Raw genomic sequence first — 26,450 nt, 5'->3', positions numbered from 1 at the left:
CCAGCCTTCCTGGTCTTAAAGGTCCAATACCAGACGAGCGGAAAGTGCCCGTGATACACAAGCGCAGATCTGCTTGTTGGACGCCTTTTCCTTGTTCGACAGGCAGTTGTCACGGTGCTCCGGCACGCCGTCCAGGACCTCGACGATGCAGGTGCCGCAAATGCCTTCGCGGCACTCGGTGTCGATGTCGCAACCGTGGGCCTGCAGTACGTCGACCAGGCTGGTGTTGGCCGGCACCTGCAGTACCACGCCGGAACTGGCCAGCTCCACTTCGAATGTGCCGGTCGGCGCGCTGTTGGCGGCGGGGTCGGCCGCGAAGTGCTCCAGGTGAATGGCATCATCCGGGCGACTGCGCGAAGCCACTTCCACCACTTTGTTCATGAACGGCGCCGGGCCGCAGGTGTAGACGTGGGCGGCGCTGCCGGCACGCGCCAGGCATTCACTCAACGCGCCATCCAGATCCGCCGGCTCCACGCCGTAGTGAAATTCCACATGTTCGGCGAAGTTCGTCGCCAACAGCTCGGTAAACGCAGCGTACTGCGCCGAACGGGCGAAATAATGCAGGCGATATGGCTGGCCGCTTTCAGCCAATCTGTAGGCCATGCTCAGCAGCGGCGTGACACCGATACCGGCCGCGAACAGCACGTGTTCGCCGGCGCTTTCATCGAGGCGGAACAGGTTGCGCGGGGCGCCCATCTCCAGTTCCATGCCCTCTTCAACCTGCTCGTGCAACGCCAGCGAACCACCGCGCGACTGCGCTTCTTTCTTTACCGCCACCAGATACGCACGGCGATCCTGGGGCGGGCTGCACAGCGAATACTGGCGGGTGACCCCGGTCGGCCCGGTAAGGTCGACGTGGGCACCCGGCTCATAGGTGTCGAGCGGCTGGCCGTCACTGCGCACGAGGCGAAAGGAACGGATATCCAGCGCTTCGTCGACGATCCTTTCGATCTTCACCTTCATCATTGCATCACCTGAATATTTTTTTGTTTAACGGTACGGCTTGGGCCGATCCCCTGTAGGAGCGAGCTTGCTCGCGATGAACCCGAGAACAACACGGGGTGTCAGGTTTCCCGCGTTATCGTTGACGACCATCGCGAGCGAGCTCGCTCCTACAGGGGGGGTGTTTTTCTGCTGCTCAGCGCATGAACAGGCCGCCGTTGATGTCCCAGCACGCGCCCGTTACGGAGGCGGCGTTGTCGGCAATCAACAGCAACACGCTGTCAGCGATGTACGACGGATCGCCGAGGGTGCCGGCCGGGATCATTTTCAGGATCTGTTCCAGACGCTCCGGCGCCACGGTTTCGCGCACCACCGGCAAGTCCAGCGGGCCCGGCGAGATGCTGTTGACCGTCACGCCTTGCGGCGCCAGTTCACGGGCAAAGACCTTGGTCAGGGTCGCCACGCCGCCTTTGGCCGCGGCGTAGTGTGCGCCGGTGGCGGTGCCACCGTTCTGCCCGGCCAGGGACGCGATGTTGACGATGCGCCCGAAGCCGCGCTCGGCAAAGTGCGCGCCGAATACCTGACAGGCCACGAAAGTGCCGCGCAGGTTGATCGCCATCGACTCATCGAACTCTTCCGGCGTGATGTCCATCAGCGCCGCGACCTTCGACACACCGGCGTTGTTCACCAGAATATCGGTGCCGCCCCAGTGCGCGGCGAGCAGGTCGCGGGCACGCTGGAAATCGGCCTTGCTGCGCACATCCAGCTCGATGGCGACGGCAGTAGAGCCACTGCCATCCAGCTCGGTGGCGAGCTGCCGCACGCCATCGAGGCGCACGTCGGCCAGACCGACGCGATAACCGGCCGCGTGCAGACGGCGGGCGATGCACTCGCCCAGTCCGCGCGAGGCACCCGTTACGAGGGCTACTCGACTCATGATGTTGCCCTCACAAAAGGAAGCCGAGCGCGCTCAGGCTGTCGGTGGAGTTGATCAGGCGCACCACTTTTCGCTCCAGTGACGGCACGCCGTCGGTGAAGCGGATACGGTGGTTCAGGTCGGCCACGAACGGCGTATGCACGCCGCGCTTGTAGGCGTACAGCAACTGCGCCGAGTTGACCTCAACGATGTCGCCGGCCGCTTCCACCAGACGGAAACGCGAGATCGTGCGGATGGTTTTCGCCGCGTCCACTGCCGACGGCGAGAAGCCGGCGCTCAAGCGTTCGATGCGCAAGGCACGCATGCGCGCATCGTCATAGGCGTAGTTGAGGGTGGCCTCGAAATCTTCGGTGTCCGGGTCGATCGGCACGATGTACTTGCCGCTTTCGCTCCACAGGGTCGCCCATTCGGCGTAGTTCTTGTGGTCGAGCAGTTCGGCTTCGCGCCAGATGAATTCGATGGCCTGGGCCAAGGGGCCGGTAAAACCGTTCAGGGTGTCGTGATTGCTCATTGGCTCATCATCCTTTTCCACATGTCGTAGGCACCGCGCATGCCGCCTTCGTCGGTGGCGTGGCTGACCTTGTCGCCGTTTTCAGCGGTGATTTCGCGGTTCAGGCCGCGGTTGACCAGGATTGGCGCATCGACGCCGGCATACGAGCCGCGCTGCACGCGATCCCAGGCTTCGGCGTCGTCAGGGCTGCCAAAACCGAACGGGCCCTGGAAGTGTTCGTGGATGCGCATGCGTTCGCGGTTGGCGATTTCCGGGCCGCCGTCCATGCCCAGGGCAACGTGGCGGATCTCGGTTTCGGTGACCGACACCGGACGCAGCACGCGGAAGAACGACATCGACATGGCCACGTTGGGGAACAGGTTCAGGTTGAACCCGGCGCCGTGCAGCGAACGCACGATGCGACGTACCTGATCGGCCGGCATGGTTGTCGACAGCTCTTCGGTGACGTGAGCGAAGCGCTCCTGCAACTGTTCGGTGCCGTCGTCGTGATCGAGGTCGACGTGCTCGGGCACCATCACCATCACGCTGTGGCCGTTGCCCAGCGAGTGGGTCACGGCTTGCTCGTCGGTCATGAACGAGAGCATTTCCGAGGTTTCTTCATCCACCGACGACATGAACGATTTGTGCACGATCGGAAAGTGGTAACCGTCGGTGGTGTTTTCCAGCTGGATCTTCCAGTTGCCCTTGAAGCTGAACTTGTGTTCGCCCTGGGTCTTGATCGGGTAGCCGGCGCCCTGTTTCATGAACAGGTCCATCCAGTGCTTGGCGCCGCCGAGGAAGTCTTCCAGCGGTTCGATCTCGTCGTTGTAGCTGGCGAAGACCATGCCGGCGTAGCTTTCGACGCGCAGGCTGGTCAGCGGCAATTCGGATTTCTCCAGAATGCCTTCGTAGCCATCCGGGTACGGCAGCGCCCGCAGCTTGCCGTCCAGGCCGTAGGACCAGCTGTGATACGGGCAGGTGAAACCGGTGGCGTTGCCCTTGTGCTTCTCGCACACGGTGGCGCCACGGTGCCGGCAACGGTTCTCCAGCACGTTGATGTTGTTCTTCTTGTCGCGCACGACGATCACCGGCCGACGGCCAATGGTGGCGGTCTTGAAGTCGCCGCTGTTGCGCACTTCGCTTTCGTGGGCAACCCACACCCAGGTGCGGTAGAAGATCTTTTCCAGCTCGGCTTCGAACAGCGCCGGATCGTTGTACAGCGAGACGTCGACGCGGTCGCTCTGGACCAGGTCTTCGGGGCTTTTCGACGTTGCGATCAGCCGGTATTCATGAGTGCTCATGCGGTTCTCCTCATGGCTTATTTTTATGATTTCGTTGTAGAGACCGACCCTTAACGGGCCATGCTCTGTTGCAGCTGCGCACCGAAGGCGCAGACCACCTCGTCCTGTCCTTTACGGCCGACGATTTGCAGGCCGACTTTCAGCCCGCCGCAATCGATTTCCACCGGCACCGTCAGCGCCGGATGGCCGCTCAAATTGAAGGGCCGTACCAGCGGCGTCATGCCGGCCACGGCCTTGCCTGCGCTGCGGGCTTCCACCAGCGTCGGTGGCAGGCTCGGCATCGTCGGCAACAGCAGCACTTCAAAGTGCTCCAGCGCGGCATCCACCTGTTGGCTGAAGCGTGTGCGGACCTGTTCGGCTTGCGCCAATTCGGCAGCACTGGTGCGGCTGGCGGCCAACAGGCGCAGCTCGACGTCCGCACCGATCAGGCCCTGGCCGGTGAGGTGGCCGAACGCGGCCCAGTTTTCAAAGTTGATCACCGTCAAGCCGGCGGTAAACGCCGCTTCGAACTCACTCAACTGCACGCTGCTGCGGCGCCAGCCGGCACGGTCGACGGCAGCGCCGAGGCACGCTTGCAAATGCGCATCGCAGGCAACGTCGAGAAAGCCGACCGAGGCGTTGCTCGACGGCAAGCCCCGAGTCTGGAAACCGGGGCAAATCACTTGCATCGCAGCGATCAGGTCATTCATGTCGGCCGCAAATGGCCCCACGCAATCGAGGCTGGATTCGGCCGGATGTGCACCCACTCGGCTGACGCGACCATAGGTCGGCTTCAACCCGGCAATGCCGCAGCAGGCGGCTGGCACCCGAACGGAACCACCGGTGTCAGAACCGATGGCGATGTCCGCCAGCCCCGCCGCGACGGCAGCGGCCGAACCGCTGGACGATCCGCCAGGCACCCGATCCGGCGCCTGCGGGTTGATCGGTGTGCCGGTCCAGTCGTTGATGCCGGTGACGCCAAACGCCAGCTCGTGCATGTTGGTCTTGCCGACGATTTGCCACCCCGCCGCGAGGATCGCATCGACCACCTCAGCGTTGCGCAGGGCTGGCAAAGCACGGGCAAAGGCCCGGCTGCCGGACTGGGTGGCATGGCCGGCGATGTCGATGGAATCCTTGATGGCAACGCGTTTGCCATTGCCGCCGAGGAGGAATTCGCTGATGAAGGTACTCATGCACCCAGCTCCTGCTTTGATAAATGAGAGCTGAACAAGCGTTGCGTGCGGAAATGCGCGATCAGCCACACACCGTCGACACAACGGAAATCGATGTTCAGGCGGGTGCCGAACAGTTCGTTGCGGCCATCGGCATAGGTCGAGATCTGCTGCATGATCCACTGCCCCTGCGCAGCCTTGCCGTCGACCAGGATCGACTCGCTGGTGAGGTAGTGCAGGTTCAACTTGAAGTGATCGGATGGCGGCAGGTAACCACCGACAAACGTCGCCACCGCCGCACGTCCATGATGCTGACCGAAGGTCTGCGCGGTCTGGGTGCCGAGGCCTTCCCAGATCGCATCCTCGGTGAACAACTGCGCCAACTGGCTCAGATGAATCGGCGCCCGTGGCACATCGCACAGGTCCATGTAGCACGCCATCAAGCGACGCACTGCACTTTCCCCTTCGAGCGTCGCCAGACGCTGCAGCAAGGCCTCGTCCATGGCTTACACCTTGGCTGCGTCTGGGATGGTCAACGGGCGACCGATGCGCGCTTCAACCTTGGCGTAGCGCCACAGGCTGTATTCGCCGACCGGCGTGGTGCGGAACAGATTGCAGGCGTCGATCACCGACTGGTGGCAGTCGACGTCGGCCATGATGTACACGGTCCAGGGCGAGGTAGTGGACGGGCCGACCATCAGGCGGTCGTCGTCCATGGCGCCGAGCACAGTGATGCCGGGCATCGCGCCGAGGGAGCCCATCATCTGGCTGAAGCCTTTCCAGACGCTCAGGCCTTCGCCGGTGGGCAGGTCGAAAAAGTTCTGGGTGATGCCGATGCAGAAGACGACGCGCAATGGTTCTTGAGTGGTTTGCGACATGGAGCTGGTTCCTTGAAAAGTTGAAGGGAATTCAGATGTAGCCCGGGAACGGCGGCACGCCGAGGAACACCGAGCCGGCGCCGTCGTACAGGCCTTCGCTGAGGAAGGCGTGCTGGGTCACCACCATCGAGTCGCGCAAGTAGCGTTGCAGCGGATGACGCAGGTAAATGGCGGTGGTCCCGGCCAGGCTGTAGGCGCTCTGCACCACCTCTGCTCCGGCCTGGGACACGTGAATCGCGGACAGGCGCAACAGGCTGGTCTGCTCCGGCGTGACCGGATTGCCGGCCAGGATCGAGTTCCATACCTGTTCGGTGGCGTTGTAGAAGAACCCGCGAGCGGCGGCGAGCTTGGCTTCGGCCTTGGCGATTTCGATGCGCACGTAGGCGCGGTCGGCCATTTTCGGCGCGCCGGTGATGCCACCGCCGCCAGCCATGCGGCTGACTTCATCGAGGGCGGCGCGGGCCAGACCGAGGTTGACCACGGCCAGCACTTGCGCGGCGTAGGCAATCGACGGGTAGCGGAACAGCGGCTCATTGATGGTCGCCGCCCCACCCCTGATGAACGTCCAGTTCTCATCGATGTGCTTGTCGGTGACGCGCAGGTCATGGCTGCCGGTGCCCTTGAGGCCAACCACCTCCCAGTTCTCGACGATCTCGACCTGATCCGGGCGGAATACTGCGGTGCGAGGCTTGCCACCCGCCGCGCCGATGCCGACACCGAGCAAGTCGGCGCCTTTGCAGCCGCTGGCGAATTTCCAGGTGCCGTTGACCTGCCAGCCGCCTTCGACCGCTTCGGCAGGCTGCAATGGGAACAACCCGCCAGCGAACACCAGGTCAGGGCTCTCGGCGTAGATTTCAGCCAGGGTTTGCGGCGGCAAAGCAGCGAGATAGACACCGGCGCTGCCGAAACTGGCAACCCAGCCCGCCGAGCCGTCGGCTTCGGAGATGCGCTCGATCATTTGCAGGAACAACGCCGGCGCCAGGGCGTCGCCGCCAAAGCATTTCGGCGTGGCGGCACGATAGATGCCCACCTGCTTGAAGCGCTCGATCATGTCTCGAGGCACGTGGGAGCCGGCGTCGAATTCTTCGCGGCGTTGACGAACCTCATCCAGCACCTGCTGAAATAGCTCGCTCTCGACCATTGGCACGACCGAGCCGGACACAGGGTCTTGTTGCGCGACAGCTGAACGCAGCATGGGCTAGTTCTCCGTTTTGATTATTGTTAGTGGGGCTACACCGCTACCGACCTCTGTAGGAGCGAGCTTGCTCGCGATGGTCGTCAACGATGACGCTGGAAACCTGGCACCCCGTGGCGCTCTCAGGTTCATCGCGAGCAAGCTCGCTCCTACAGGGAATCGGTGTCGTTGCCCTTGCATTGAGGTCCAGTGTAAAAACCGCGTCCGGGCACCACTATTGGGGCGTGCAGCCCCCGCGCTAAAGAAAACCCCTAGACCCACGCCGGTTACCTCTGAGCGCATCCTTCTGTGCGAGCAGGTATAAAACGCCATACTGCAATCTCTGCCGCCAAGGGCCGTGCGATGTACTTGCCAAAACCGAACGACTTCCATGCGCTGATCGAAGCCATGCCGCTGTGCATCATTCTTCATGACGCGCACACCAAGGAAATTCTCTGGGCCAACGCCGCTGCCCTGGCAGCGCTGGGCTTTACCCTGGAGGAACTGACGCCGCTCAAGGCCCCGGACATGACCCGCGATGCGCCGAAATACCGGCGTTCCGTGGGCTTGCGCTGGCTCGAAGGCGCCGCGCGCACCGGACAACGGGCCATCGAGTGGTGCTATCGCTCCAAGCAAGGGGTAGAGATACTTTCCGAGGCGGTGGCGACCCTGGTGCACCTGGACGGTCGCGATGTGTTGATGGTGCAGTTCCGCGACATTTCCAAAGAGGACAAGGTCAAGCGCGACCTCAAGCGTTTCGAGAGCCGGCTCAAGGCCTTCATGCAGGACCTGGCCGAAGGTGTGGCGGTGCTCGGCCCCGAGGGCGATATCGGTTTTATCAGCGATTCCGGCGCGCACCTGCTCGACAGCGAAGTGCAGCAACTGATGGGCCAGAACTTCCTGGCCTGGTGCGACGACGCTTCGCGTCAGCGCCTGTTGCAACGGTTCGCCCAGGAGACGCCGGAGCACGCGCCGTTCAGCGTGCACTACAAGGTGCAGCGCCGGGACGGCGAATGGCGCTGGCATGACGCAACCTGCCGCTACATCGAGATTGAAGACGATCTGGTCGGCCATCTGCTGCTGTTCCGCGACGTGACCGAGCAGGTGCAGGCCGAAGAGGCGCGGCGGGTCAGCGAGCAGAAGCTCGAATACCTGGCGCGCTACAACGCCATGGGCGAAATGGCCGTGGCCATCGCCCACGAACTGAGCCAGCCCCTGGCCGCCACCCGCAACTTCATCGAGGGCACGGTGATTCGCCTGGGCAACGCCGGCGACACCGATCAAGGCGTTGCCTGGGGTTTGCAGAACGCGGTGCGGCAAATCGAGCACGCGTCGGTGATCATCAAGAGCGTGCGCGACTACGTGGTCAAGCTGGAGCAGTCCGAAGAGCTGGTCGACCTCAATGAGCTGCTGCGCGAAACCCGCTACTTCATCAGCCTGCGGGCCGATCCGAGCCTGGTGCGCGTGGAAGTCGTCACCGCGCCCGAACCGCTGCTGGTCAGTTGCGAGAAAGTCCTGATCGGCCAGGTGATCCTCAACCTGGCCTTCAACGCGATTGAAGAAATGGCCGACCTGCCGACCGAACGCCGCTTGCTGCGCATCCATGCCAGCCGCGACAACGATATGGCATTGGTGCGCATTGAAGACTGCGGCCGTGGCATCCAGGCCCAGGCGCAGGAGAAGCTGTTCGACGGTTTCTTCTCGTCCAAGGTCAGCGGCAACGGCATCGGCCTGGCGCTGTGCAAGAACATCATCGGCCGCCACCGTGGCGATATCTGGGCGCAGAACCTCGAGCCGTGCGGCGCGGTGTTCACCTTCTCCCTTCCCCTCGCAACTTCCCCCACCTCCCTGTAGGAGCGAGCACGCTCGCGATGGTCGTTAACGATAACGCGTAAAACCGGATGTCCAGCGGCGCACCTGGTTTTTTCGCGAGCGTGCTCGCTCCTGCATAAAACGTTTTCTGACACTGGCACAGACACACAAACACTTGGCAGGCAGCGCAATTCTCCCAATCGCGGGGCACGGCAGAATCAAAGGGTAAAAATCTGCCAAAGCACCCGCGATCCGCGTTACCAACAATTCAGGAAGTTCCCCTTATGCGAACAAACAGGATCTCCGTACAGTCAGCGCTTGGCCTGAGCCTGCTTGTACTCGGTTTGAACAGCGCCCGCGCGGATTTGCCCGCCGGTACGATTGGCCAGACCGTTCTGGCGTTTCCCCCGGAAGCCCACCGGGCGTTCGTGATCGACGTCGAGTTCGACAGCTTCGTGGCAGGCCGCGTGACCGTGGTCGACCCGGACCAGAAGCGCATCCTCGGCATGGTGCCGACCGGTTTTGCCGCGCCGTCGACCCTCAGTCACGACAAGAAAACCATTTACAGTGCGGACATCTGGTATTCCCGTGGCACCCGTGGCACCCGCACCGACGTGCTCACCGCCTGGGACAGCTCGACCCTGTCGCCATCCTGGGAAGTGCTGATTCCAAACAAGCGCGCCGAGTCGCTGACCCAGCGTTACTCGCTCAAGCCGAGCGGCGACGACAAGTTCGTCTACGTCTACAACTTCACCCCGTCGACGTCGGTGACCGTGGTCGACACCCAGGCTAAAGCGGTTGCCACGGAAATCGCGATTCCCGGTTGCGTGCTCGACTACCCGATCGGCAACCGCCGCTTCGCCTCGCTGTGCGGCGACGGCAGCCTGCAGGTGGTGACCCTCAACGATCAGGGCCAGGAAACCGCGCGCAGCCGCACGCCGTTCTTTGATCCGAACGCGGAAAAACTGGTAGAGCGCGCCGTCAACGTCGGCGACACCTACTACTTCACCACCACCACCGGCACCGTACGCGGTGTGGATTTCAGCGGCGATGCGCCGAAGATCCTGCCGAGCTGGTCGCTGATCACCGACGAAGAGAAGAAGGCGGGTTGGGCGCCGGGCGGCTGGCAGCTGCTGGCGGTCGCGCCGAAGCTCAACCGCTTGTACGTGCTGATGCATGACGCCCACGAGCCGTTGAAGTGGGAAGACCCGAGCACCCTGATCTGGGCCTTCGATCTCAAGACGCAGAAGAAAGTCGCCACCCTGGAAGCCCCGGCCCCGATCTGGAGCATGCAGGCCACCGGTGACGACAAGCCGCTGCTGCTCGGCGCCGATGTGGAAGGTGGCCTGCAGATCTTCGATCTGAAGACCAACAAGCTCACCGGCAGCATGCCGAAAGTCGCGAAGACCGCGACTCAGGTCCTGAGCTACTAAGAGGTTCGGCCATGCACACAGATCCGATCTTCATCATTGCCAGCGCCATCGCCATCGCGGTGTTGCTGGCCAGCGCCGCGACCCACAAGTTGCGCGCGCCAGCCCGCTTCGCCCGGCAACTGGCGGACTATCAACTGCTGCCCCAAGCGCTGGTGCGCCCGACGGCACGGTTGGTGCCCGCGCTGGAACTGGCCATTGCGTTCGCCTTGCTGGTGCCGGTCAGCCGTGGTTATGCCGCGCTGAGCGCTGCCAGCCTGTTGGCGCTGTACGCCGCCGCCATCGGTATCAACCTGTGGCGCGGTCGTGCGGACATCGACTGCGGTTGCGCAGGCCCCGACCAGGCACAACCGCTGCGCCCGGTCCTGCTGCTGCGCAACAGTGCGCTGGTGGCACTGGCGCTGGTGGCCAGCATCGCGCCGCTGGCTCGCGACCTCAACCTGTTCGATGGCTTCGTGACCCTGGCCGCTGCCGCCGTCGCGCTGCTCATCTACGCCGCGGCCGATGGCCTGCTGGCGAACTCCCCTCTTCTGCTCAAATTGATTGGTAGGTAATCAAAATGGAAGGCTTGATAGTTTCCAACGTTCTGCTCTGGATATTGCTGGTGGCCGTGGCGTTCGTCGTCATGGGCCTGGTTCGTCAGATTGGCGTGCTGCACGGCCGTCTGGCCCCGGCTGGCGCGCTGATGGTCGACAAAGGTGTGTCCGTCAACGAAGCCGCCCCGCAAATCACCGCCGCCGACCGTAACGGTCGCCCGGTGAACTTCGGCTATGCCGGTGAGAAATCGCAACTGCTGTTCTTCCTCTCGCCGACCTGCCCGATCTGCAAATCGCTGTTGCCGGCAATCAAATCCATCGCCAAGGAACAGGCCAACACCCTCGATGTGGTGTTCGTCAGCGATGGCGACATGGACGCCCAGCAAGCGCTGATCCGTGAACACAAACTGGAAGACGCCACCTATGTGGTCGGCCCGGAAGTGGGCATGACCTACCAGATCGGCAAGCTGCCGTATGCCGCGCTGATCGACAAGGCCGGCACCCTGCGCGCCAAGGGCCTGGTCAACTCCCGCGAGCACCTGGACAGCCTGTTCGAAGTCGAGCACCTCAAGCACGCCACGCTGCAGCAGTACCTCAATGCTCAGCCCCACGATCACAACCATGACCACAGCCACGGCCATAGCCACTGATAAGGCAGGGAGACCTTCATGAAACTGCTGGATCTGTTGTTCGAGCGCTCCTCGCGCCGTGTTGCCGACACTACCTCGCGCCGCAAACTGCTGGCACGCATGGGCTCGTTGATCGTTGCCGGTGCCGCTCTGCCCGTACTGCTGCCGCTGGACCGCACCAGCAAGGCGCTGGCCGCCACTGACCCGAAAGCCGGCGACCCTGGCGATCCGAACAGCTGCGACTACTGGCGCTACTGCTCCATCGACGGTTTTCTGTGCAGCTGCTGCGGCGGTTCGGTGACCTCCTGCCCACCGGGCACCGAAGCCTCGCAAGTGACCTGGATCGGCACCTGCCGCAACCCGGCCGATGGCAAGGACTACATCATTTCGTACAACGACTGCTGCGGTAAGCAGAGTTGCGCGCAATGCGCCTGCACCCGTAACGACAGTGAAGAGCCGGCCTACCGCCCGTTCAACAACAACGATGTGAACTGGTGCCTGGCCGCCAAATCGCACATCTACCACTGCACCGTTTCGGTGATCCGCGGCGTCGCCGTATAAACGCGCACTTTCCGCCGGTTGCTCGTGCAATCGGCGGTTTTTTTTCTGTGGCTGCTGTTCTTTTTTTACTGCTTTGAATGTGTACCTGTAGGAGCGAGCTTGCTCGCGATGGACGTCAACGATAACGCGGGCTATCTGGTTTAACGCGTCGCCCTTGAGTTCTTCGCGAGCGAGCTCGCTCCTACAACAGGTGCCAAACCGGTCATCAGCGGAGGTTGGATTTATGCGTAGGTTGATATTGCTCGGTCTCGTCTGTGCCCTGAGCGCCCCGCTCGCTTTCGCCCGGGCCATTCCCGACCCGAACCAGCATCACGCGCCGGGCAATGAATCGCCGCAAACCCCGATTGCCCAGGCCGGGTATGGCGTCGGCGTGAACTATCAATTGCAATGCGCCGGTTGCCACTTGGGTGACGGAACGGGTTCCGCCGCCAACGACACGCCACGGATGAAAGGCTTTGTCGGCAACTTCCTGAAAGTCCCCGGTGGTCGCGAATTCCTCGTACGGGTGCCGGGCATGTCGCAGTCGGCATTGAACAACGCGCAACTGGCGGATTTGCTCAATTGGCTGATGCGCAAAGACGGCATGGCGGGCGACAGCCTGCCGGCCGACTATCAGCCGTATACCGCCGAGGAAGTCACGGAGTTGCGCGCCAAAACCATGCTCAACCTGCCCGGCACCCGCAGCGAGTTGATCAAGGCCATGCGTGCCCAGGGCATCGCGATCGATGACGGGATGAATTATTGACACGGGGTGTCCAGGACAAGCCTTCAACCGCCCCGACGATGGACTCACCGACGGCAAATAAGTAACGTAACCGGTATTGCTTTCAAACCAGAACACCGGACAACGCCATGCCCGCCCCCGAACCCACCCTCCTCGACAGCTGGCACCACAACGCCCAGGCCTGGATCGACGCCATCCGCACGGGCAGCATCGAAAGCCGCCTCAAGGTCACCGACCAGGCGATCCTGCTGGCGGTGCTGGGTCGCCAGCCCGAGCGTGTGCTCGACCTGGGTTGCGGCGAAGGCTGGTTGTTGCGTGCATTGACTGAACGGGGCATCGATGCGGTCGGTGTGGATGGCGATGAGACGCTGGTGGAGGCGGCGCGAGCGGCGGGCACTGCATCGGTACATGTGGCGAGTTATGAAGCGCTGGCAGAGGCGCAAGTCGACATCGGCCGCGACTACAACCTGATCTGTGCCAACTTCGCCCTGCTGCATCAGGACATCATCCCCCTGCTCGCCGCCATGAACAGCCTGCTCGCCCCTGGCGGCGCGCTGGTGATCCAGACGCTGCACCCGTGGACAGCGGCGGCGGGCGACTATCAGGATGGTTGGCGGGAAGAGACTTTCGCCGGGTTCAAGGGACAGTGGCAACCCATGCCATGGTATTACCGCACCTTGTCCAGTTGGCTGAATGCTCTGGACATGGCGGGTTTTACCCTGGCCGGCTTGCAGGAACCACAGCACCCGCAAAGCCCCGTGCCGCAGTCGTTGTTGCTGGTGGCCGAGCCTCGGCTGTAGGAGCGGGCACAGTGGCGCACACAAATGCTCGCCACACCGCCAATCAAAGGTGGGAGCGAGCCTGCTCGCGAAGGCGTCGGCACAGCCAACATTATCGGTGACTGGCCTACCGCTTTCGCGAGCAGGCTCGCTCCCACAAGGAGTAACGCGTCAGGCCCATTCTTTGCGCAATTGACGCGCCGCATTGACCATGTGCACCAGCGCCGCTTCAGTCTCCGCCCAGCCACGGGTTTTCAGGCCGCAGTCCGGGTTGACCCACAGGCGGTCGGCGGGAATGCGTTTGGCCGCCTTGCGTAGCAGGTTGGCCATTTCCGAGGAGTCCGGCACCCGTGGCGAATGGATGTCGTACACGCCCGGGCCGATTTCGTTGGGGTAGGCGAAGGCTTCGAACGCATCCAGCAGCTCCATGTCCGAGCGTGAGGTTTCGATGGTGATCACGTCGGCATCCATGGCGGCGATGGACTCGATCACATCATTGAACTCGCTGTAGCACATGTGGGTGTGGATCTGGGTTTGGTCACGCACCCCCGAGGCGCACAGGCGGAATGCTTCGGTGGCCCAGTCCAGGTAGTGCTGCCACTGCGCCTGGCGCAACGGCAGTCCCTCGCGGAACGCAGCTTCGTCGATCTGCACGATCTTGATGCCGGCGGCTTCCAGGTCCACCACTTCGTCGCGAATGGCCAGGGCCAGTTGGCGGGCCTGCACTTCGCGGCTCACGTCTTCGCGCGGGAACGACCACATGAGCATGGTCACGGGACCGGTCAGCATGCCCTTCATCACTTTGTCGGTGAGGCCTTGGGCGTAGCGGATCCACTCCACGGTCATGGCCTTCGGACGGCTCAGGTCGCCGAAGATCACCGCCGGTTTCACGCAGCGCGAACCGTAGCTCTGGACCCAGCCGAAACGGGTGAACACGTAGCCGTCGAGTTGCTCGGCGAAGTATTCGACCATGTCGTTGCGCTCGGCCTCACCGTGCACCAGCACGTCCAGGCCCAGGTGTTCCTGCACTTGCACGGCATGACGGATCTCGCTGTGCATCGCTTCGGTGTATTGGGCCTCGGTCAGCTTGCCTTGCCTGAACGACTGGCGAGCCAGGCGGATCGACGCGGTTTGCGGGAACGAACCGATGGTGGTGGTCGGGAACAGTGGCAGGTTCAGGCCGGCGCGCTGTTTCTCGATACGCCGGGAAAATGGCGAGTGCCGCTGGCTGTCACGGGCGGTGATGGCGGCAACCCGCGCCTGCACGGCGGGCTTGTGAATGCGTGGCGATGCCGCACGGCTGGCCTGCACGGCACGGCTTTGAGTCAGCGCCTCAAGCACCTTCGGCGCTTCCGGCTCGTTGATTGCCTGGGCCAGCAGCGCGACTTCTTCACACTTCTGCACGGCGAACGCCAGCCAGCTTTTCAGTTCGCTATCGAGCTGATCCTCACGCCCCAGGTCGACCGGGCTGTGCAGCAGCGAGCAGGATGGCGCGACCCACAGGCGATCACCCAGACGCTCGTTGGCGTACTGCAAGGTGGCCAAAGCGTTTTCCAGGTCGCAGCGCCAGACGTTGCGGCCGTTGACCACGCCCAGCGACAGCACTTTGTAGGCTGGCAGGCGATCGAGGATGGTCGGGAACTGCTCGGGGGCACGCACCAGATCGATGTGCAGGCCGTCCACCGGCAAGTTGGCGGCCAGGCCCAGGTTCTCTTCCAGACCGCCGAAATAAGTGGCGACCAGCTTCTTCAGCGGATCGCGCTGAATCAGGTTGTAGGCACGCTCGAAGGCGTTTTTCCACGCTTGCGGCAGGTCGAGAGCGAGGATCGGCTCGTCGATTTGCACCCATTCAACGCCTTGTGCCGCCAGGCGCTGGAAGATCTGGCCATACAGCGGCAGCAGGCGATCGAGCAGTTCGAGCTTGTCGAACTCGGCGCCCTTGGCCTTGCCCAGCCACAGGTAAGTCAGCGGGCCGAGGATGACGGGCTTGACGTTGTGACCCAGTGCGCGGGCTTCTTCGACTTCCTCGAACAGTTGCTCCCAACCGAGCTGAAACTGCTGATCGGCGCTGAATTCCGGGACGAGGTAGTGATAATTGGTGTCGAACCACTTGGTCATTTCCTCGGCGTGCGCGCCGCCACAGCAGCTGTCGCTGACGCCGCGAGCCATGCCGAACAGGGTTTGCAGGCTGGCCTTGCCGTCGTGCGGGCGGAAACGCTCCGGGATCACACCGAACATCAGCGAGTGGGTCAGGACCTGGTCGTACCAGGCGAAGTCGCCAACCGGCAATAACTCGATCCCGGCCTTTTTCTGCAAGTCCCAGTGGGTCCGGCGCAGGTCGCGGCCAACGGCACGCAGACCGGCTTCGTCCAGCTCGCCCTGCCAGAATGCCTCTTGGGCTTTCTTCAGTTCACGGTCGCGGCCAATGCGCGGAAATCCAAGGGAATGGGCCAATGCCATGACGAAAAACTCCATGTGGTTGATGGCGCTATTGTCGGCATTCGGGCCTTAGTGAGACAAACTCATTTAAATCGTGATGATCACGAGATTATTTCATGGAGGTAGGCGCAAGCCTTCGCGTCGAACGTCTCGCAAACAAGCACTACTGCTCGTAGTAGTAGAGCTTGTTGATGATCACCCAGCGACCGTCCACCTTCAGCAACGACAGGTAATCGGTAAAGCTTATCCCGGCGAAATCATCGATGACCTTGACCACGGCGGCATCGCCGGTGACATCAAGGTTGATCACCTGCCAAAACGGCTGCGTACCGGCGGGCGCGGGGATTTCGGCCTTGATGGCAACGACAAATTCATCCAGCGATGCCCATTCAAGCACCTTCTGGAAGTGACCGATGATGCGACAGTCCGGATGAAAGGCCTGTCGCAGCAACGCTTCATTGGCAAAGACCATGCCTTCCACGTAATGGCGCACCACCTGGATGATCTGTTCGGTATCTATCGATTGAGTGATCATGATTGAACCTCTGGTTTTCATGTCCGCGCACCGCAGGTGCAGGTTGACCGACAGTCCCCCAAGGCTGATCAAGCTGAAAGTCTAGGTACCGCCAGTTCAATTGCGCGGTTTTACGACCGGAGGCACTGCAAATCCGCAAAGGCGTGAGCGAACTGTGGCGTGTGCGTAAGCCGAGCGTCGATGGCATCATCACCCGCTACATAGGTTTCGATGCCGAAGGCGAGCAAGTCACCCTGTTGTTCGGGGTGCGCAAGCCGGGCATCCCCGAGCGTGACGACTGGTGTGCCCTCACTGAAACCGCCACCCCTCCGATCGACCAAGGAATAGTCCAGATGCGTATCAAAACACTGTCGGCCTGTGCCACGGCGCTCTACCCGGACACCAAAGCACAGACCGTCGAGATCAGCCAATGACGGCCATTTTCCGGCCGCGTCCGACCTTGATCTTTTTGCTGCTGTTGCTGGTGCTGGTGTTCTGGTTGTCCCTGGCCCTGGGGCCGGTCAGCCTGCCGCTGAGCGATACCTTGCTGGCCGGGATGCGCCTGCTCGGGTTGCCACTTGATGGTGGCGACACGCAGCAGGCGCAGTTGATCCTCGGGCAGATTCGCCTGCCGCGCAGCCTGCTCGGCATCGCCGTGGGTTCGGTACTGGCGTTGTCCGGCGTGGCGATGCAGGGATTGTTCCGCAACCCCCTGGCAGACCCGGGTCTGGTCGGTGTCTCCGGTGGCGCGGCGCTCGGTGCCGCCCTGGCCATCGTCGGCGGCAGCCTGCTCGGTGGCATGCCTCCGGCCATCGAACCGTATCTGCTGTCGGTCAGCGCCTTCGCCGGTGGCCTGATCGTCACGGCGGTGGTGTATCGCTTCGGCCGCCGGGACGGGCAAACCGACGTGGCCACCATGCTGTTGGCGGGTGTGGCGATGACGGCCATGGCCGGGGCCGGCGTGGGGCTGTTCACCTACCTGGCCGATGACGCCACCTTGCGCACCCTGACGTTCTGGAACCTGGGCAGCCTCAACGGTGCCAGCTACCCACGCTTGTGGCCGTTGCTGATCGTCACCGTGGGCGTTGCGTTGTGGTTGCCGCGTCGGGCGGCGGCACTCAATGCCATGCTGTTGGGCGAGTCGGAGGCCCGTCACCTGGGCTTCGACATCGAGCGGATCAAGCTTGAGCTGGTGCTGTGCACGGCGCTCGGCGTCGGCGCGGCCGTCGCGGCGGCCGGCCTGATCGGCTTCATCGGCCTGGTGGTGCCGCACCTGATGCGCCTGCTGGTCGGCCCGGATCACCGGGTGTTGCTGCCCGCGTCGTTGCTGGCCGGTGCGAGCCTGCTGTTGCTGGCCGACCTGGCCGCGCGCCTGCTGTTGGCGCCGGCTGAATTGCCCATCGGCATCGTGACGGCACTGATCGGCGCTCCGTTCTTTCTTTATCTGCTGGTACGAGGGCGTTCCTGATGCTGCGGGCAAACAACTTGCTGGTGCGCCGTGGCAACCGCACGGTACTGGCCAACATCGATATCCAATTGCGCCCCGGTGAGGTGCTTGGCGTGCTGGGCCCCAATGGCGCCGGCAAAAGCACCCTGCTCACCGCTTTATGCGGCGAACTGGCGGCCAGCGAAGGCACGGTCCACCTCGACGAGCGCCAACTCGCCGACTGGCCGGGTCAGGAACGGGCCAGACGCCTGGCCGTGCTGCCGCAAAGCTCAAGCCTGAACTTTGCGTTCTCGGTCAATGAAGTCGTCGGCATGGGTCGCCTGCCGCACGCCAGCGGCCGCGTGCGCGATGCCGAAATCGTCGCCGAGGCGCTCAAGGCGGCCGATGCGCTTCACTTGGCCGGACGCAGCTATCTGGCCTTGTCCGGCGGTGAACGCCAGCGCGTGCATCTGGCGCGGGTGCTCGCGCAACTCTGGCCGGGGGCCGAAGGGCAAACGCTGTTGCTCGATGAACCGACGTCGATGCTCGATCCGCTGCACCAGCACACCATTTTGCAAGCCGTGCGCGACTTCGCCGAGCGCGGGGCGGCGGTACTGGTGATCCTGCACGACCTCAATCTGGCCGCACGTTACTGCGATCAACTACTGTTGTTGCAACAAGGCCTGCCCCACGCCTACGGGCCCCCGGCAGACGTGTTGACTGCCGAGGCACTGGCGACGGTGTATGGGCTGGAAGTGCTGATTCACCGGCATCCGGAACGCGGCCACCCGTTGATCATCGCGCGCTGATACCGCCCCTGTCATCGAGGGGGCACCTGTCCAATAAGGAAAACCGATGCGCTTTCTGTTGCTCTGTGCATTCAGCCTGTTGGCTGCCTGCCAAACCGCCCATCCGGTCACACCGCTCCCGGCGCCCATTGCCCCGCAAGGCCGTGACCACGTTGACTTCGGGGTCATTCGCGAGCTGGCGACCGGTCGCACCTTGACGCCCGGGGAACTGGTCGAACGCCTGGCCGTTGCGCCGCGCGTCCTGGTCGGCGAACAGCACGACAACCCGGACCATCACGCCCTGCAATTGTGGCTGCTGCGTGAGCTGGCGGCGCAACGCCCGCAGGGCAGCCTGCTGATGGAAATGCTCAACCCCGCTCAACAGGCCAGGGTCGATGCCGCGCAAGCCGCGACCCGCGCCGGCCAGCCACCGACCGACGCGTTCGAGGCGCTGGGCTGGCAGGCCAATTGGGACTGGAGTGTCTATGGCGCCCTCGTCACCTACGCGCTGCGACAACCCTATCCGCTGCTGGCGGCGAACCTGGACCGCGTGCAGATCATGCAGATCTACCAACAGCGCCCGGTACTCACCGGTGAAGCGTCCACCACCCGACAGGTGCAGGCGACCCTGCTGGACGACATCCGCCAATCCCATTGCGGCCTGTTGCCCGAAGCACAGATGCCGGCCATGCTCGCCGTGCAGCAACAGCGTGACCGGCACATGGCCGAACGCCTGATGGCCGCGCCGACGCCAGCGTTGCTGCTGGCCGGTGCCTTCCACGTGCGCAAGGATCTGGGGGTGCCACTGCACCTGAAAGACCTCGGTGCCGGTGCAGGGAATGCGGTGCTGATCCTGGCCGAAGCGGGCAAGACCGTGACCGGCCAGAGCGCGGATTATGTCTGGTACACCGCCGCGCAACCGGAACAGGATCTCTGCGCGCAACTGCGGCGCTAAGCTCGCCCCATGGGGGACGCTGGTCCTGCCCCCATGCTCCGGCGCGACACTATGTCACGCCCCAGCGTCGGTCCAATGGTCGTATCCCCCCCTTCGGCACCGGCACAGTTTGTTAACATCCCCGGGATTTTTTCGTCTGTACAGTCATCACGCTGTCATTTCAGCCTGTTCAACGGGATGCTTTCCTTCATGAGTACTTTGTATACCCGCCGAACCGTCCTGCAAGGCATGGGCCTGTTGAGCCTGGGCCTGCTAGCCGGTTGCGACGACAGCAGCAAGCTGTCGTTCAAGTACGGCAAAGACCTCAGCGACAAGATCATGGGGCGTAACTTCAAGCTCAAGAACGCCGAGGGCGAAACCCGGATGCTGGGCAGCTATCGCGGCCTGATGCCGATGGTGTTCTTCGGTTTCACCCAGTGCCCGGCCGTATGCCCCACCACCCTGGCCCGTGCGGCGCAGGCCAAGAAATTGATGGGGCGCGATGGCGAGAGGCTGCAGGTGATCTTCATCACCCTGGACCCTGAGCGCGACACGCCAGAGATGCTCGACAAGTACGTCAAGGCTTTCGACCCGAGTTTCGAAGCGCTGTACGGCACCCTCGAAGAAACCGCCGCCACCGCCAAGGAATTCGGCGTGTTCTTTGAAAAAGTCCCGAGCGGCGATACCTATACCCTCTCCCATACCGCGACCAGTTACGTCTTCGACTCCCGGGGCACTCTGCGCCTGGGACTGTCCACGTCCCTGACGGCCAAAGAGTGCGCAGAGGACCTGCTCACCGTGATGGAGGTTTGCTGAAATGAATGCCCCGCAGGTAAAAAACCGATTCGCGCAACGTTGCAAGCAACTGGCGCTGGGCTTGTCCCTGGTCGGCCTGGCCTTTCAGGTGTCGGCACAAACCCGGGTCGAAGACGCCTGGGTCCGTGCCACCGTAGCCGGCCAGCCGTCGAGTGGCGCCTTCATGACCGTCACCGCGAGCGGCGACAGCAAGTTGCTGAGCGTGCAAACGCCGGTTGCCAAACTTGTGCAGATTCATGAAATGAGCATGAAAGACGACGTGATGAAAATGCAGCAGGTTCAGTCTGTCGCACTGCCGGCCGGTGAAGCGGTGAGCTTCGATCCTCACGGCTACCACATCATGCTCATGAACCTGACGGCCCAGATCAAGGAAGGCGACAAGGTGCCGCTGACCCTGACCGTTGAAAGCGCCAAGGGCGAGAAAGAGACGATTGAGGTTGAAGCCGTTGCCAAGGCGATCGGCACCATGGATCACGGCACGATGATGCATGATCACAGCAAGATGAATTGATCGCTCCATCAGCTAAAACACAGAACCTTTAGGAACGAGCCTGCTCCGGGCGGCGTTCCGACGAAAAACGCCGGGACACCGCGGGGATTCAGACAGCCGGCGTCATCGTTGACGCCCATCGCGAGCAGGCTCGCTCCTACAGGGGCGAGTCCATACATAAGGGCGAAACCCTAAGCCGTCGTTACCGAAGCAATGGATATGTACACACACCCTACAAGCCGAGACGAAACTGCTTGGGTGTAATCCCGAACTGCTTGCGAAACGCCCGAATAAAATTACTCGGCTGCCGATACCCCAACCGCTCGGCAATCCGTTCAATGGGCTGATCTCCCGCGGTCAACCAGTGCCGCGCCAGCTCCAGACTGTCACTGCGCGAGTGTTGCACCGCAGCGACCTGCCAGTGCCGCAACATGCTCTGATGCAAAAAACCATTGGCGCCCAAAAGAGGTTGGTCAAGACTGCCCGCCGAGAGAATCAGGCAAGGATGTGCACCGGTTTGCACCTCGATACCGACGCTGCGCAACCACTGCCCGGCCGCCTGTTGGGGAGTCAGGCGGACGCCGGCAAACACCTCGGCCGGCGCCTTCCCCAAACGTCGGGCAATGTTGCGCACCAAGGTCAGGGTCGCTGCATCCAGAGCAAAAAAATGCGCCTGCTGTTCAGCACTGCGCAAGTGCAGGCAGGCCCCACCCTCACCCTCCTCCAGTTGCGCCACCACATAGTTGGTCACCCGTGGCAGGAAATCAGTGAAACACTTCAGGCTCGCGCGCAAGGTGGCGGCGGAGTCCAGCAGGATGTTCAACCCCCGCAACGTGGTGGTCGCCATGCCATTGACCAGCTCGCAACCAAACGACTCCCCCGCTCCCGCACGCTCACACTCATTCCACAGGCGCTCGACCAGGTGCGCGGGCACATGCAGGTCCTGCCCTTCGATCAATGACAGGCAAATGCCGGCCCGTTGCAGCAGTTGGTCCTGACACAGGCCGGACTGCCGCGCATGGCTGAGGATAGTGCGGGTGAAAGCGCTGGAAATGAACGGTTGGCTGGTCATGGCACGCTACGGCGAGAAGACAGGCGTGTACTTATGCCAGTCTCTGTGCTATCGATCCAATGCATTAAAAGTATCCACAGAATGCAGAGCACGCATGATGGATTTACGACAACTGCGCCACCTTGTCGCCCTGGCCGATTACCGCAACTTCGGCCGCGCTGCCGAGGCGATCAACCTCAGTCAACCGGCCTTCAGTCGCAGCATCCAGACCCTGGAGCGCGACCTCGACTGTACGCTGGTGGATCGCAGCAGCCGTGAATTGCGCCTGACTGGCCAGGGTGAACTGGTGCTGCAACATGCCCGGCGCCTGCTCGCCGGCAGCCAGGCCTTGCACAACGAACTGACGCAATACAACGGCCTGACCGGCGGTGAGTTGCGCTTCGGCTGCGGCCCGTATCCGGCCCAGTTGCTGGTGCCCGAGGCGCTGGCGGAGTTCATCCAGGCTCACCCGGCGATCCGCATCAGTTTCCACCAGGGCGACTGGGAACAACTGGCAGTCTGGCTTCGTGAACAGCAGATCGAATTCCTCGTGGCCGACGCGCGGTACTTCACCGGCGACCCGCAATACCAGGTACAGCTGTTGCGACCCCGGCGCGGGCGGTTCTTTTGCCGTAGCGGTCATCCCCTGGTGCAGCAGCAGAACCCGTCCCTGCGCGCCCTGCTCGACTACGCGGTGGTCGGCACGCGAATACCGCCGATGATCCGCAAGATCCTCGCCGACGCGCAAGGCGAGGCGGACTTCAACCCGAGCGTCGAGTGCGCGCAATTCGATGCCATCCGCCGCGTGGTGATGCGCTCCGACGCGGTGGGCATCGCCACCATGGAGGCTTTGGCCGAACTGGTCGACCAGGGCCTGATCCGGCTACTGGAATTTGCCGATGTGCCCGCGGAAGATCCCGGCCTGCAATTGCACTACGGTATCGTCAGCCGCGCCGGCCACTCCCTGACCCCGGCGGCGCTGGCGATGGTCGATGCGGTGCTGACGGTCGACCGGCGCTTGCTGGCGTCGAACCAGGTGCATCTTAAACACACACGCCGCCCCCTGTAGGAGCGAGCCGGCTCGCGATGGAGTGTCATACACCACGGTGTCGACTGATACACCATCGCGAGCAGGCTCGCTCCTACAAGGTCTGGCGTTGCATTCGGATCAAGCGCGCCGGGCGAACGCCTGCAATGCCCGGGGTTCACCGAGAGCCCGCAACAGGCAATGCATTGCCTCCTCGCGGCTGCGCTCGAAGCGATAGCGGGACTCGATGTACAGCGCCAGTTTCAATTCCACGGGTTCGTCCAGGGGTAGCGGCACATGTTGCAGGCCCAGCACACTGGCGACCCGGCTTGGCAGGCTGATGCCGAATGGCTGGCGGTCGGCGATCAGCTTCGCAGCCAGGGTGCTTTGGGTGCTCATCGCCACGTTGCGCCGCAGGCCTTTCAAACCCAGCTGCAAGTCCACCGGGCTGAGCCCGTCGCGGCGACTCGACACCTGAATCTGCGGCTGCTGCAGATATTCCTGCAGGGTGCGCGGTGGTTCCTTGAGCGCAGCGCCATAGGCGAACACGTAATGGTCAGCGGGCAATGCCTGCTTGTGCAGGCCGGCAAGCCCGGCCAGAGGCTGGTCGAGGTCGATCAGGATATCCAGCTTGCCGCTGGCCAGGTCCTGCAAGGCGTCACGGCGCCGGGGCTGGAAATAGCGCACCTGCCAATCGGCGTGGGGCGATTCGAGCAAGGCCTCGAGCAGTACCGGTTGCAGGCAATCCAGACAACTGATGCGCAGCAGCGCATTGTTCTGCCGCGCGGCGGGAATCATGCGCAAGCCATCGCGCAACGACTCGAGCGCGGCACGCACGTAGTCGGCCAGGCGATGGGCGATCAGTGTCGGCGTCACCCCCAGGCGACTCTTGATGAACAGCGGATCGCCGCACAATTCGCGCAAGCGACGCAATGCATTGCTCATGGCCGGTTGCGACAGGCACATGACCTCGGCGGCACGGGTGACGCTGCGCTGCTGGTAGATCGCATCGAAGGCGAGCAACAGATTCAAATCGAGCTGGCGTAAATCAAGCATGGTCTTGCTCCGGCAAATCGCTTAACGTCGGGCAGCCTAACCAGTGTTCCGGAACAAGCTGTGAGCCCTGCATGACAAAAAGCGATCAGCCACTGCACCATCAATCAGCACCCAATGCGTTCTACGCGCCGACCCTGCTGCCGGCCATCGAAGAGTTGCTGGCCCGCGGTGTGGACCGGGACAGCATCGAAGGCCTGTTTCGTCGCAGCCTGTTCGAGTTGCGCACGCCATTCATGCGCATTCCGCTGTTCATGTCGCGGCGCTTCTGGGCGTTTGCCCTGGAACAGACCGGAGACCCGCTGATCGGCCTGACGGCCGGTCGGCGTTTCGTTTCCACCGCCACCAATGGCCTGACGTACCTGTTCGACGTGGCAGACTCACTGGACAGTGCCTGCCAGTATTTCGTGCGCTTCTTTCCGTTTTTCAACGGGCACTTCCAGGCGCAGATCGTGCGCGGTGAAAACAGCGTCGAATTGCGTCTGCTCGATCGCGGCAGCGTAAAAACCAGTGCGGCAACCACCGATTACATCCTCATCAGCCTGTGCAGCATGTTGCGGCGCAAATTTCTTGCCAGCGGCCTGGAGCGTGATCCGATTCTGGGCGTCGGGCTGACCGGTGCTTGCACGGCCCAGCCGCAGGAACATGAACAAGCCTTTCGCACATCGGTGCAATGGGAACAGGCGCAACACTCGATCCACCTCGATCCACTGCTGTTCGTCATCCCGTTGACGCCGGGCAATCATGAGCTGGAACACACGCTGGTCGAGCTGCTGGAGCAGACCCGACGCAACAGCGAACCGACCTTGCTGGAGCAAGTCTGCGACCATTTGATCACTGACATCGCCGAGGCCAGCTGGCAGCAATTCTGTAGCACCCAGCATTTGCTCGAACGCACCGCCGCCCGACGCTTGAAGGCATTGGGCTGGAGTTTTTCCGAGTTACTCGACGAATACCGCCGCTACCGGGCCGAGGATTTATTACAGGGAACAGGCCTGGAGCTGGTGGAGATTTCCGACCGTCTGGGCTACAGCGATGTGCAAAGTTTCAACCGTGCATGCCAGCGGTGGCTGGGATGTGCGCCGGGCGCCTGGCGAACCCGGCAAGGTCAATGAAAAACCACGCTCGTGCGCCACGGGTGCTTCTGGTTTTTTGCGTCCCCCCGTTTTCCAGCTACAAATGTTGTGTGGGTTGAGTATCCAGAACGCTGACAGCGGTCGTCACGGGACGGACGTCGATGGATGGCTTCGGGTTCAGGAAGGCTCAGGCGCATGGCTCAAGGCCGACTTGCTGCCCGGTGGCTTCGTTGGCGTCGACATCTTCTTTGCCATCCCGGAGTTCCTGATCACTCTTCAAAGCACTTGCGCCTACGGAAAACCTCAAGGAGGGTGAACATGCCTCGGCAAGTGATCGTCAACGCTGACGACTTCGGCCTCAGTGCCTGCGAAAACGCGGTGATCCTTGGCGCGTTCCAGGCCGGACTCATCAGCTCCGCTACCGCCATGGCCAACATGCCGGCATTCGAAGCGGCCTGCGCCATGGCCCGGCATCCGTTACTCGATGGCCGCATCGGCCTGCACTTCAACCTGACCTACGGCCGTCCGTTGAGCCAGAGCATCGTGCAATGCCCGACGTTTTGCGACGGTGCCGGCGTGTTCGTCCTCAACCTGCCCCGCACCCGCCTCTGGCTCGGGCGCCGGGATCGCCACGCCGTACTCGAAGAACTCGAAGCCCAGTGGCAGCGCTGCCTGGACAACGGCGTGCGCCCCAGTCATCTGGACTCCCATCAACACGTGCACAACATCTGGCCGATCGGCGAGATTGTCGCGCGCTTCGCCGCCCGCCAGGGGGTGCCGGTGCGTCTGGCGCGCAACCTGGGACAAAACCTCAGCCTGCCAAAGCGCGTGTTCAAGGACCTGCTCAACCGGCGCTTGAGCAACCTGGCCGGCGCCACCGCCGACTACGTGTGCACCCCGGTGGATCTACGCAACGCCGAGCCGCCACCCGACGGACTGCTGGAAATCGTCGCCCACCTGAACCAGCTCGGCGCCGACTTCGGCGATGCCTACCTGGAACCGGGAGAGTCCTTGAGCGTGTTGCTGGAGCAGCGTTTGCCGGGTGTGCCGCGAGTGGCCTATACCGCTGCGGGCGACGCCGCACCTCGCCGTGCGCAGGCCGTTCTGGAGTAATCCGCAATCCCTGTGGGAGATTCTATGTTGCAGGGGAACCCTGTTGCTTTAAATTTGGCTGGTATTCGCTCTGATTTTTCATGAGGGCTCTTGCCCCTTTCGTTCGGTGCCTCGCCAAGGCTCGGCATGCCCTCGCTCCGGTCCTGCTCCGTGGGCCTCTCGATGGGGCAAGAAGATCAAAAGCAAAAGCGAGGCGGCCTCCGGGCCGACCTGATCTAGCGTGACCGCGTCCCCCTGTAGGAGCGAGCCTGCTCGCGAAAAACGCCGGGACACCGCGGGCATTCAGGCAGCCCGCGTTATCGTTGACGTCCATCGCGAGCAAGCTCGCTCCTACAGGGGCGAGCGTTTTTTTTTGAGGCGCTTGTCAAAAAAAGTGAGT

At 62.8% G+C, this 26,450-nt stretch carries 28 protein-coding genes and 1 pseudogene; 17 read left to right on the top strand and 12 right to left on the bottom strand.

Features of this window, described 5'->3' with window-relative positions; translation table 11 throughout:
* Nucleotides 1–15 precede the first annotated feature (15 nt).
* The 8 genes from ACEN8E_RS10355 to ACEN8E_RS10320 all read right to left on the bottom strand — a co-directional run bounded on the left by ACEN8E_RS10355 (nt 16) and on the right by ACEN8E_RS10320 (nt 6,894).
* Nucleotides 16–966: a PDR/VanB family oxidoreductase gene (locus ACEN8E_RS10355; RefSeq protein ID WP_495592511.1), complete on the bottom strand. Its 951-nt coding sequence runs from the start codon at nt 964–966 to the stop codon at nt 16–18.
* A gap of 172 nt (nt 967–1,138) precedes the next feature.
* A complete protein-coding gene (locus tag ACEN8E_RS10350) occupies nt 1,139–1,879 on the bottom strand; it encodes an SDR family NAD(P)-dependent oxidoreductase (RefSeq protein ID WP_495592510.1) in 741 nt (246 codons plus the stop codon).
* Nucleotides 1,880–1,889: 10 nt separating this feature from the next.
* Complete coding sequence (locus ACEN8E_RS10345; RefSeq protein ID WP_429371194.1) at nt 1,890–2,390, bottom strand: aromatic-ring-hydroxylating dioxygenase subunit beta; 501 nt, start codon at nt 2,388–2,390, stop codon at nt 1,890–1,892.
* Nucleotides 2,387–3,670, bottom strand: a complete 1,284-nt coding sequence (locus ACEN8E_RS10340) for an aromatic ring-hydroxylating oxygenase subunit alpha (protein ID WP_495592509.1) — start codon at nt 3,668–3,670, stop codon at nt 2,387–2,389. Before ACEN8E_RS10340 ends, ACEN8E_RS10345 begins: the two co-directional genes overlap by 4 nt.
* 50 nt (nt 3,671–3,720) lie before the next feature.
* Nucleotides 3,721–4,842 (bottom strand): amidase, encoded by a 1,122-nt coding sequence (locus tag ACEN8E_RS10335; protein ID WP_495592508.1) that lies wholly within the window; start codon nt 4,840–4,842, stop codon nt 3,721–3,723.
* On the bottom strand, nt 4,839–5,324 hold the full coding sequence (locus ACEN8E_RS10330) for a nuclear transport factor 2 family protein (RefSeq protein WP_495592507.1): 486 nt from the start codon (nt 5,322–5,324) through the stop codon (nt 4,839–4,841). The genes ACEN8E_RS10335 and ACEN8E_RS10330 overlap by 4 nt, the downstream gene beginning before the upstream one ends.
* 3 nt (nt 5,325–5,327) lie before the next feature.
* Nucleotides 5,328–5,699, bottom strand: a complete 372-nt coding sequence (locus tag ACEN8E_RS10325; RefSeq protein WP_111284665.1) for a hypothetical protein — start codon at nt 5,697–5,699, stop codon at nt 5,328–5,330.
* A gap of 31 nt (nt 5,700–5,730) precedes the next feature.
* Nucleotides 5,731–6,894, bottom strand: coding sequence for an acyl-CoA dehydrogenase family protein (locus tag ACEN8E_RS10320; protein ID WP_495592506.1), 1,164 nt, complete (start codon nt 6,892–6,894; stop codon nt 5,731–5,733).
* A 342-nt stretch (nt 6,895–7,236) separates the two neighbouring features.
* Between ACEN8E_RS10320 and ACEN8E_RS10315 the strand changes: the two genes are divergently transcribed.
* The 7 genes from ACEN8E_RS10315 to ACEN8E_RS10285 all read left to right on the top strand — a co-directional run bounded on the left by ACEN8E_RS10315 (nt 7,237) and on the right by ACEN8E_RS10285 (nt 13,365).
* Nucleotides 7,237–8,727 (top strand): sensor histidine kinase, encoded by a 1,491-nt coding sequence (locus ACEN8E_RS10315; RefSeq protein ID WP_495592505.1) that lies wholly within the window; start codon nt 7,237–7,239, stop codon nt 8,725–8,727.
* Nucleotides 8,728–8,969: 242 nt separating this feature from the next.
* On the top strand, nt 8,970–10,118 hold the full coding sequence (locus tag ACEN8E_RS10310) for an amine dehydrogenase large subunit (protein ID WP_429371181.1): 1,149 nt from the start codon (nt 8,970–8,972) through the stop codon (nt 10,116–10,118).
* A gap of 11 nt (nt 10,119–10,129) precedes the next feature.
* Nucleotides 10,130–10,669 carry a MauE/DoxX family redox-associated membrane protein gene (locus ACEN8E_RS10305; protein ID WP_495592504.1) on the top strand — a complete coding sequence of 180 codons (540 nt, stop codon included), beginning with the start codon at nt 10,130–10,132 and terminating at the stop codon, nt 10,667–10,669.
* Between the two features lie 5 nt (nt 10,670–10,674).
* A complete protein-coding gene (gene mauD / locus ACEN8E_RS10300) occupies nt 10,675–11,301 on the top strand; it encodes a methylamine dehydrogenase accessory protein MauD (protein ID WP_495592503.1) in 627 nt (208 codons plus the stop codon).
* Nucleotides 11,302–11,319: 18 nt separating this feature from the next.
* Nucleotides 11,320–11,841: a methylamine dehydrogenase light chain gene (locus ACEN8E_RS10295; protein WP_413427615.1), complete on the top strand. Its 522-nt coding sequence runs from the start codon at nt 11,320–11,322 to the stop codon at nt 11,839–11,841.
* A 223-nt stretch (nt 11,842–12,064) separates the two neighbouring features.
* Complete coding sequence (locus ACEN8E_RS10290) at nt 12,065–12,586, top strand: cytochrome C (protein WP_429371175.1); 522 nt, start codon at nt 12,065–12,067, stop codon at nt 12,584–12,586.
* A gap of 107 nt (nt 12,587–12,693) precedes the next feature.
* Nucleotides 12,694–13,365 (top strand): class I SAM-dependent methyltransferase, encoded by a 672-nt coding sequence (locus ACEN8E_RS10285; RefSeq protein ID WP_495592502.1) that lies wholly within the window; start codon nt 12,694–12,696, stop codon nt 13,363–13,365.
* A 150-nt stretch (nt 13,366–13,515) separates the two neighbouring features.
* On the opposite strand, the gene metE is transcribed toward ACEN8E_RS10285, so the two are convergent.
* The gene (gene metE, locus ACEN8E_RS10280; protein ID WP_495592501.1) at nt 13,516–15,804 is read right to left on the bottom strand and encodes a 5-methyltetrahydropteroyltriglutamate--homocysteine S-methyltransferase; all 2,289 of its coding nucleotides are present in this window, start codon (nt 15,802–15,804) and stop codon (nt 13,516–13,518) included.
* A gap of 142 nt (nt 15,805–15,946) precedes the next feature.
* A complete protein-coding gene (locus ACEN8E_RS10275) occupies nt 15,947–16,318 on the bottom strand; it encodes a nuclear transport factor 2 family protein (protein WP_495592500.1) in 372 nt (123 codons plus the stop codon).
* Between the two features lie 140 nt (nt 16,319–16,458).
* On the opposite strand from ACEN8E_RS10275, the pseudogene ACEN8E_RS10270 reads away from it, so the two are divergent.
* The 6 genes and pseudogenes from ACEN8E_RS10270 to ACEN8E_RS10245 all read left to right on the top strand — a co-directional run.
* Nucleotides 16,459–16,617 (top strand): annotated as a pseudogene (locus ACEN8E_RS10270) (hemin-degrading factor); the annotation flags it as partial.
* A 164-nt stretch (nt 16,618–16,781) separates the two neighbouring features.
* Entirely contained in the window at nt 16,782–17,765 is a 984-nt protein-coding gene (locus ACEN8E_RS10265) for a FecCD family ABC transporter permease (RefSeq protein ID WP_495593299.1), read from the top strand.
* Nucleotides 17,765–18,532 carry a heme ABC transporter ATP-binding protein gene (locus ACEN8E_RS10260; protein WP_495592499.1) on the top strand — a complete coding sequence of 256 codons (768 nt, stop codon included), beginning with the start codon at nt 17,765–17,767 and terminating at the stop codon, nt 18,530–18,532. Before ACEN8E_RS10265 ends, ACEN8E_RS10260 begins: the two co-directional genes overlap by 1 nt.
* A gap of 46 nt (nt 18,533–18,578) precedes the next feature.
* Entirely contained in the window at nt 18,579–19,466 is an 888-nt protein-coding gene (locus ACEN8E_RS10255) for a ChaN family lipoprotein (RefSeq protein ID WP_495592498.1), read from the top strand.
* A gap of 189 nt (nt 19,467–19,655) precedes the next feature.
* Nucleotides 19,656–20,261, top strand: a complete 606-nt coding sequence (locus ACEN8E_RS10250; protein WP_057398495.1) for an SCO family protein — start codon at nt 19,656–19,658, stop codon at nt 20,259–20,261.
* 1 nt (nt 20,262) lies between these two features.
* The gene (locus ACEN8E_RS10245) at nt 20,263–20,772 is read left to right on the top strand and encodes a copper chaperone PCu(A)C (RefSeq protein ID WP_495592497.1); all 510 of its coding nucleotides are present in this window, start codon (nt 20,263–20,265) and stop codon (nt 20,770–20,772) included.
* A 211-nt stretch (nt 20,773–20,983) separates the two neighbouring features.
* Here ACEN8E_RS10245 and ACEN8E_RS10240 read toward each other — a convergent pair whose 3' ends face one another.
* Entirely contained in the window at nt 20,984–21,823 is an 840-nt protein-coding gene (locus ACEN8E_RS10240) for an AraC family transcriptional regulator (protein WP_495592496.1), read from the bottom strand.
* 94 nt (nt 21,824–21,917) lie between these two features.
* On the opposite strand from ACEN8E_RS10240, the gene ACEN8E_RS10235 reads away from it, so the two are divergent.
* Nucleotides 21,918–22,871 carry a LysR family transcriptional regulator gene (locus ACEN8E_RS10235; protein ID WP_495592495.1) on the top strand — a complete coding sequence of 318 codons (954 nt, stop codon included), beginning with the start codon at nt 21,918–21,920 and terminating at the stop codon, nt 22,869–22,871.
* 99 nt (nt 22,872–22,970) lie between these two features.
* On the opposite strand, the gene ACEN8E_RS10230 is transcribed toward ACEN8E_RS10235, so the two are convergent.
* Nucleotides 22,971–23,885: a LysR family transcriptional regulator gene (locus tag ACEN8E_RS10230; RefSeq protein ID WP_495592494.1), complete on the bottom strand. Its 915-nt coding sequence runs from the start codon at nt 23,883–23,885 to the stop codon at nt 22,971–22,973.
* A gap of 71 nt (nt 23,886–23,956) precedes the next feature.
* Here ACEN8E_RS10230 and ACEN8E_RS10225 point away from each other — a divergent pair, with 71 nt between their 5' ends.
* The 3 genes from ACEN8E_RS10225 to ACEN8E_RS10215 all read left to right on the top strand — a co-directional run bounded on the left by ACEN8E_RS10225 (nt 23,957) and on the right by ACEN8E_RS10215 (nt 26,071).
* Complete coding sequence (locus tag ACEN8E_RS10225; protein WP_495592493.1) at nt 23,957–24,997, top strand: helix-turn-helix domain-containing protein; 1,041 nt, start codon at nt 23,957–23,959, stop codon at nt 24,995–24,997.
* A gap of 76 nt (nt 24,998–25,073) precedes the next feature.
* Nucleotides 25,074–25,274, top strand: coding sequence for a hypothetical protein (locus tag ACEN8E_RS10220; protein ID WP_495592492.1), 201 nt, complete (start codon nt 25,074–25,076; stop codon nt 25,272–25,274).
* A gap of 2 nt (nt 25,275–25,276) precedes the next feature.
* Complete coding sequence (locus ACEN8E_RS10215) at nt 25,277–26,071, top strand: carbohydrate deacetylase (protein WP_495592491.1); 795 nt, start codon at nt 25,277–25,279, stop codon at nt 26,069–26,071.
* Nucleotides 26,072–26,450 lie beyond the last annotated feature (379 nt).

The organism is Pseudomonas sp. Pseusp9 (assembly GCF_059491265.1).
This window is presented reverse-complemented; position numbering and strand designations above follow the sequence as displayed.

Excerpts from the sequence above, each read along its gene's own strand:
- ACEN8E_RS10355 (WP_495592511.1), bottom strand. The coding sequence starts at position 966 with ATGATGAAGGTGAAGATCGAAAGGATCGTCGACGAAGCGCTGGATATC.
- ACEN8E_RS10350 (WP_495592510.1), bottom strand. The coding sequence starts at position 1,879 with ATGAGTCGAGTAGCCCTCGTAACGGGTGCCTCGCGCGGACTGGGCGAG.
- ACEN8E_RS10345 (WP_429371194.1), bottom strand. The coding sequence starts at position 2,390 with ATGAGCAATCACGACACCCTGAACGGTTTTACCGGCCCCTTGGCCCAG.
- ACEN8E_RS10340 (WP_495592509.1), bottom strand. The coding sequence starts at position 3,670 with ATGAGCACTCATGAATACCGGCTGATCGCAACGTCGAAAAGCCCCGAA.
- ACEN8E_RS10335 (WP_495592508.1), bottom strand. The coding sequence starts at position 4,842 with ATGAGTACCTTCATCAGCGAATTCCTCCTCGGCGGCAATGGCAAACGC.
- ACEN8E_RS10330 (WP_495592507.1), bottom strand. The coding sequence starts at position 5,324 with ATGGACGAGGCCTTGCTGCAGCGTCTGGCGACGCTCGAAGGGGAAAGT.
- ACEN8E_RS10325 (WP_111284665.1), bottom strand. The coding sequence starts at position 5,699 with ATGTCGCAAACCACTCAAGAACCATTGCGCGTCGTCTTCTGCATCGGC.
- ACEN8E_RS10320 (WP_495592506.1), bottom strand. The coding sequence starts at position 6,894 with ATGCTGCGTTCAGCTGTCGCGCAACAAGACCCTGTGTCCGGCTCGGTC.
- ACEN8E_RS10315 (WP_495592505.1), top strand. The coding sequence starts at position 7,237 with ATGTACTTGCCAAAACCGAACGACTTCCATGCGCTGATCGAAGCCATG.
- ACEN8E_RS10310 (WP_429371181.1), top strand. The coding sequence starts at position 8,970 with ATGCGAACAAACAGGATCTCCGTACAGTCAGCGCTTGGCCTGAGCCTG.
- ACEN8E_RS10305 (WP_495592504.1), top strand. The coding sequence starts at position 10,130 with ATGCACACAGATCCGATCTTCATCATTGCCAGCGCCATCGCCATCGCG.
- mauD (WP_495592503.1), top strand. The coding sequence starts at position 10,675 with ATGGAAGGCTTGATAGTTTCCAACGTTCTGCTCTGGATATTGCTGGTG.
- ACEN8E_RS10295 (WP_413427615.1), top strand. The coding sequence starts at position 11,320 with ATGAAACTGCTGGATCTGTTGTTCGAGCGCTCCTCGCGCCGTGTTGCC.
- ACEN8E_RS10290 (WP_429371175.1), top strand. The coding sequence starts at position 12,065 with ATGCGTAGGTTGATATTGCTCGGTCTCGTCTGTGCCCTGAGCGCCCCG.
- ACEN8E_RS10285 (WP_495592502.1), top strand. The coding sequence starts at position 12,694 with ATGCCCGCCCCCGAACCCACCCTCCTCGACAGCTGGCACCACAACGCC.
- metE (WP_495592501.1), bottom strand. The coding sequence starts at position 15,804 with ATGGCATTGGCCCATTCCCTTGGATTTCCGCGCATTGGCCGCGACCGT.
- ACEN8E_RS10275 (WP_495592500.1), bottom strand. The coding sequence starts at position 16,318 with ATGATCACTCAATCGATAGATACCGAACAGATCATCCAGGTGGTGCGC.
- ACEN8E_RS10260 (WP_495592499.1), top strand. The coding sequence starts at position 17,765 with ATGCTGCGGGCAAACAACTTGCTGGTGCGCCGTGGCAACCGCACGGTA.
- ACEN8E_RS10255 (WP_495592498.1), top strand. The coding sequence starts at position 18,579 with ATGCGCTTTCTGTTGCTCTGTGCATTCAGCCTGTTGGCTGCCTGCCAA.
- ACEN8E_RS10250 (WP_057398495.1), top strand. The coding sequence starts at position 19,656 with ATGAGTACTTTGTATACCCGCCGAACCGTCCTGCAAGGCATGGGCCTG.
- ACEN8E_RS10245 (WP_495592497.1), top strand. The coding sequence starts at position 20,263 with ATGAATGCCCCGCAGGTAAAAAACCGATTCGCGCAACGTTGCAAGCAA.
- ACEN8E_RS10240 (WP_495592496.1), bottom strand. The coding sequence starts at position 21,823 with ATGACCAGCCAACCGTTCATTTCCAGCGCTTTCACCCGCACTATCCTC.
- ACEN8E_RS10235 (WP_495592495.1), top strand. The coding sequence starts at position 21,918 with ATGATGGATTTACGACAACTGCGCCACCTTGTCGCCCTGGCCGATTAC.
- ACEN8E_RS10230 (WP_495592494.1), bottom strand. The coding sequence starts at position 23,885 with ATGCTTGATTTACGCCAGCTCGATTTGAATCTGTTGCTCGCCTTCGAT.
- ACEN8E_RS10225 (WP_495592493.1), top strand. The coding sequence starts at position 23,957 with ATGACAAAAAGCGATCAGCCACTGCACCATCAATCAGCACCCAATGCG.
- ACEN8E_RS10215 (WP_495592491.1), top strand. The coding sequence starts at position 25,277 with ATGCCTCGGCAAGTGATCGTCAACGCTGACGACTTCGGCCTCAGTGCC.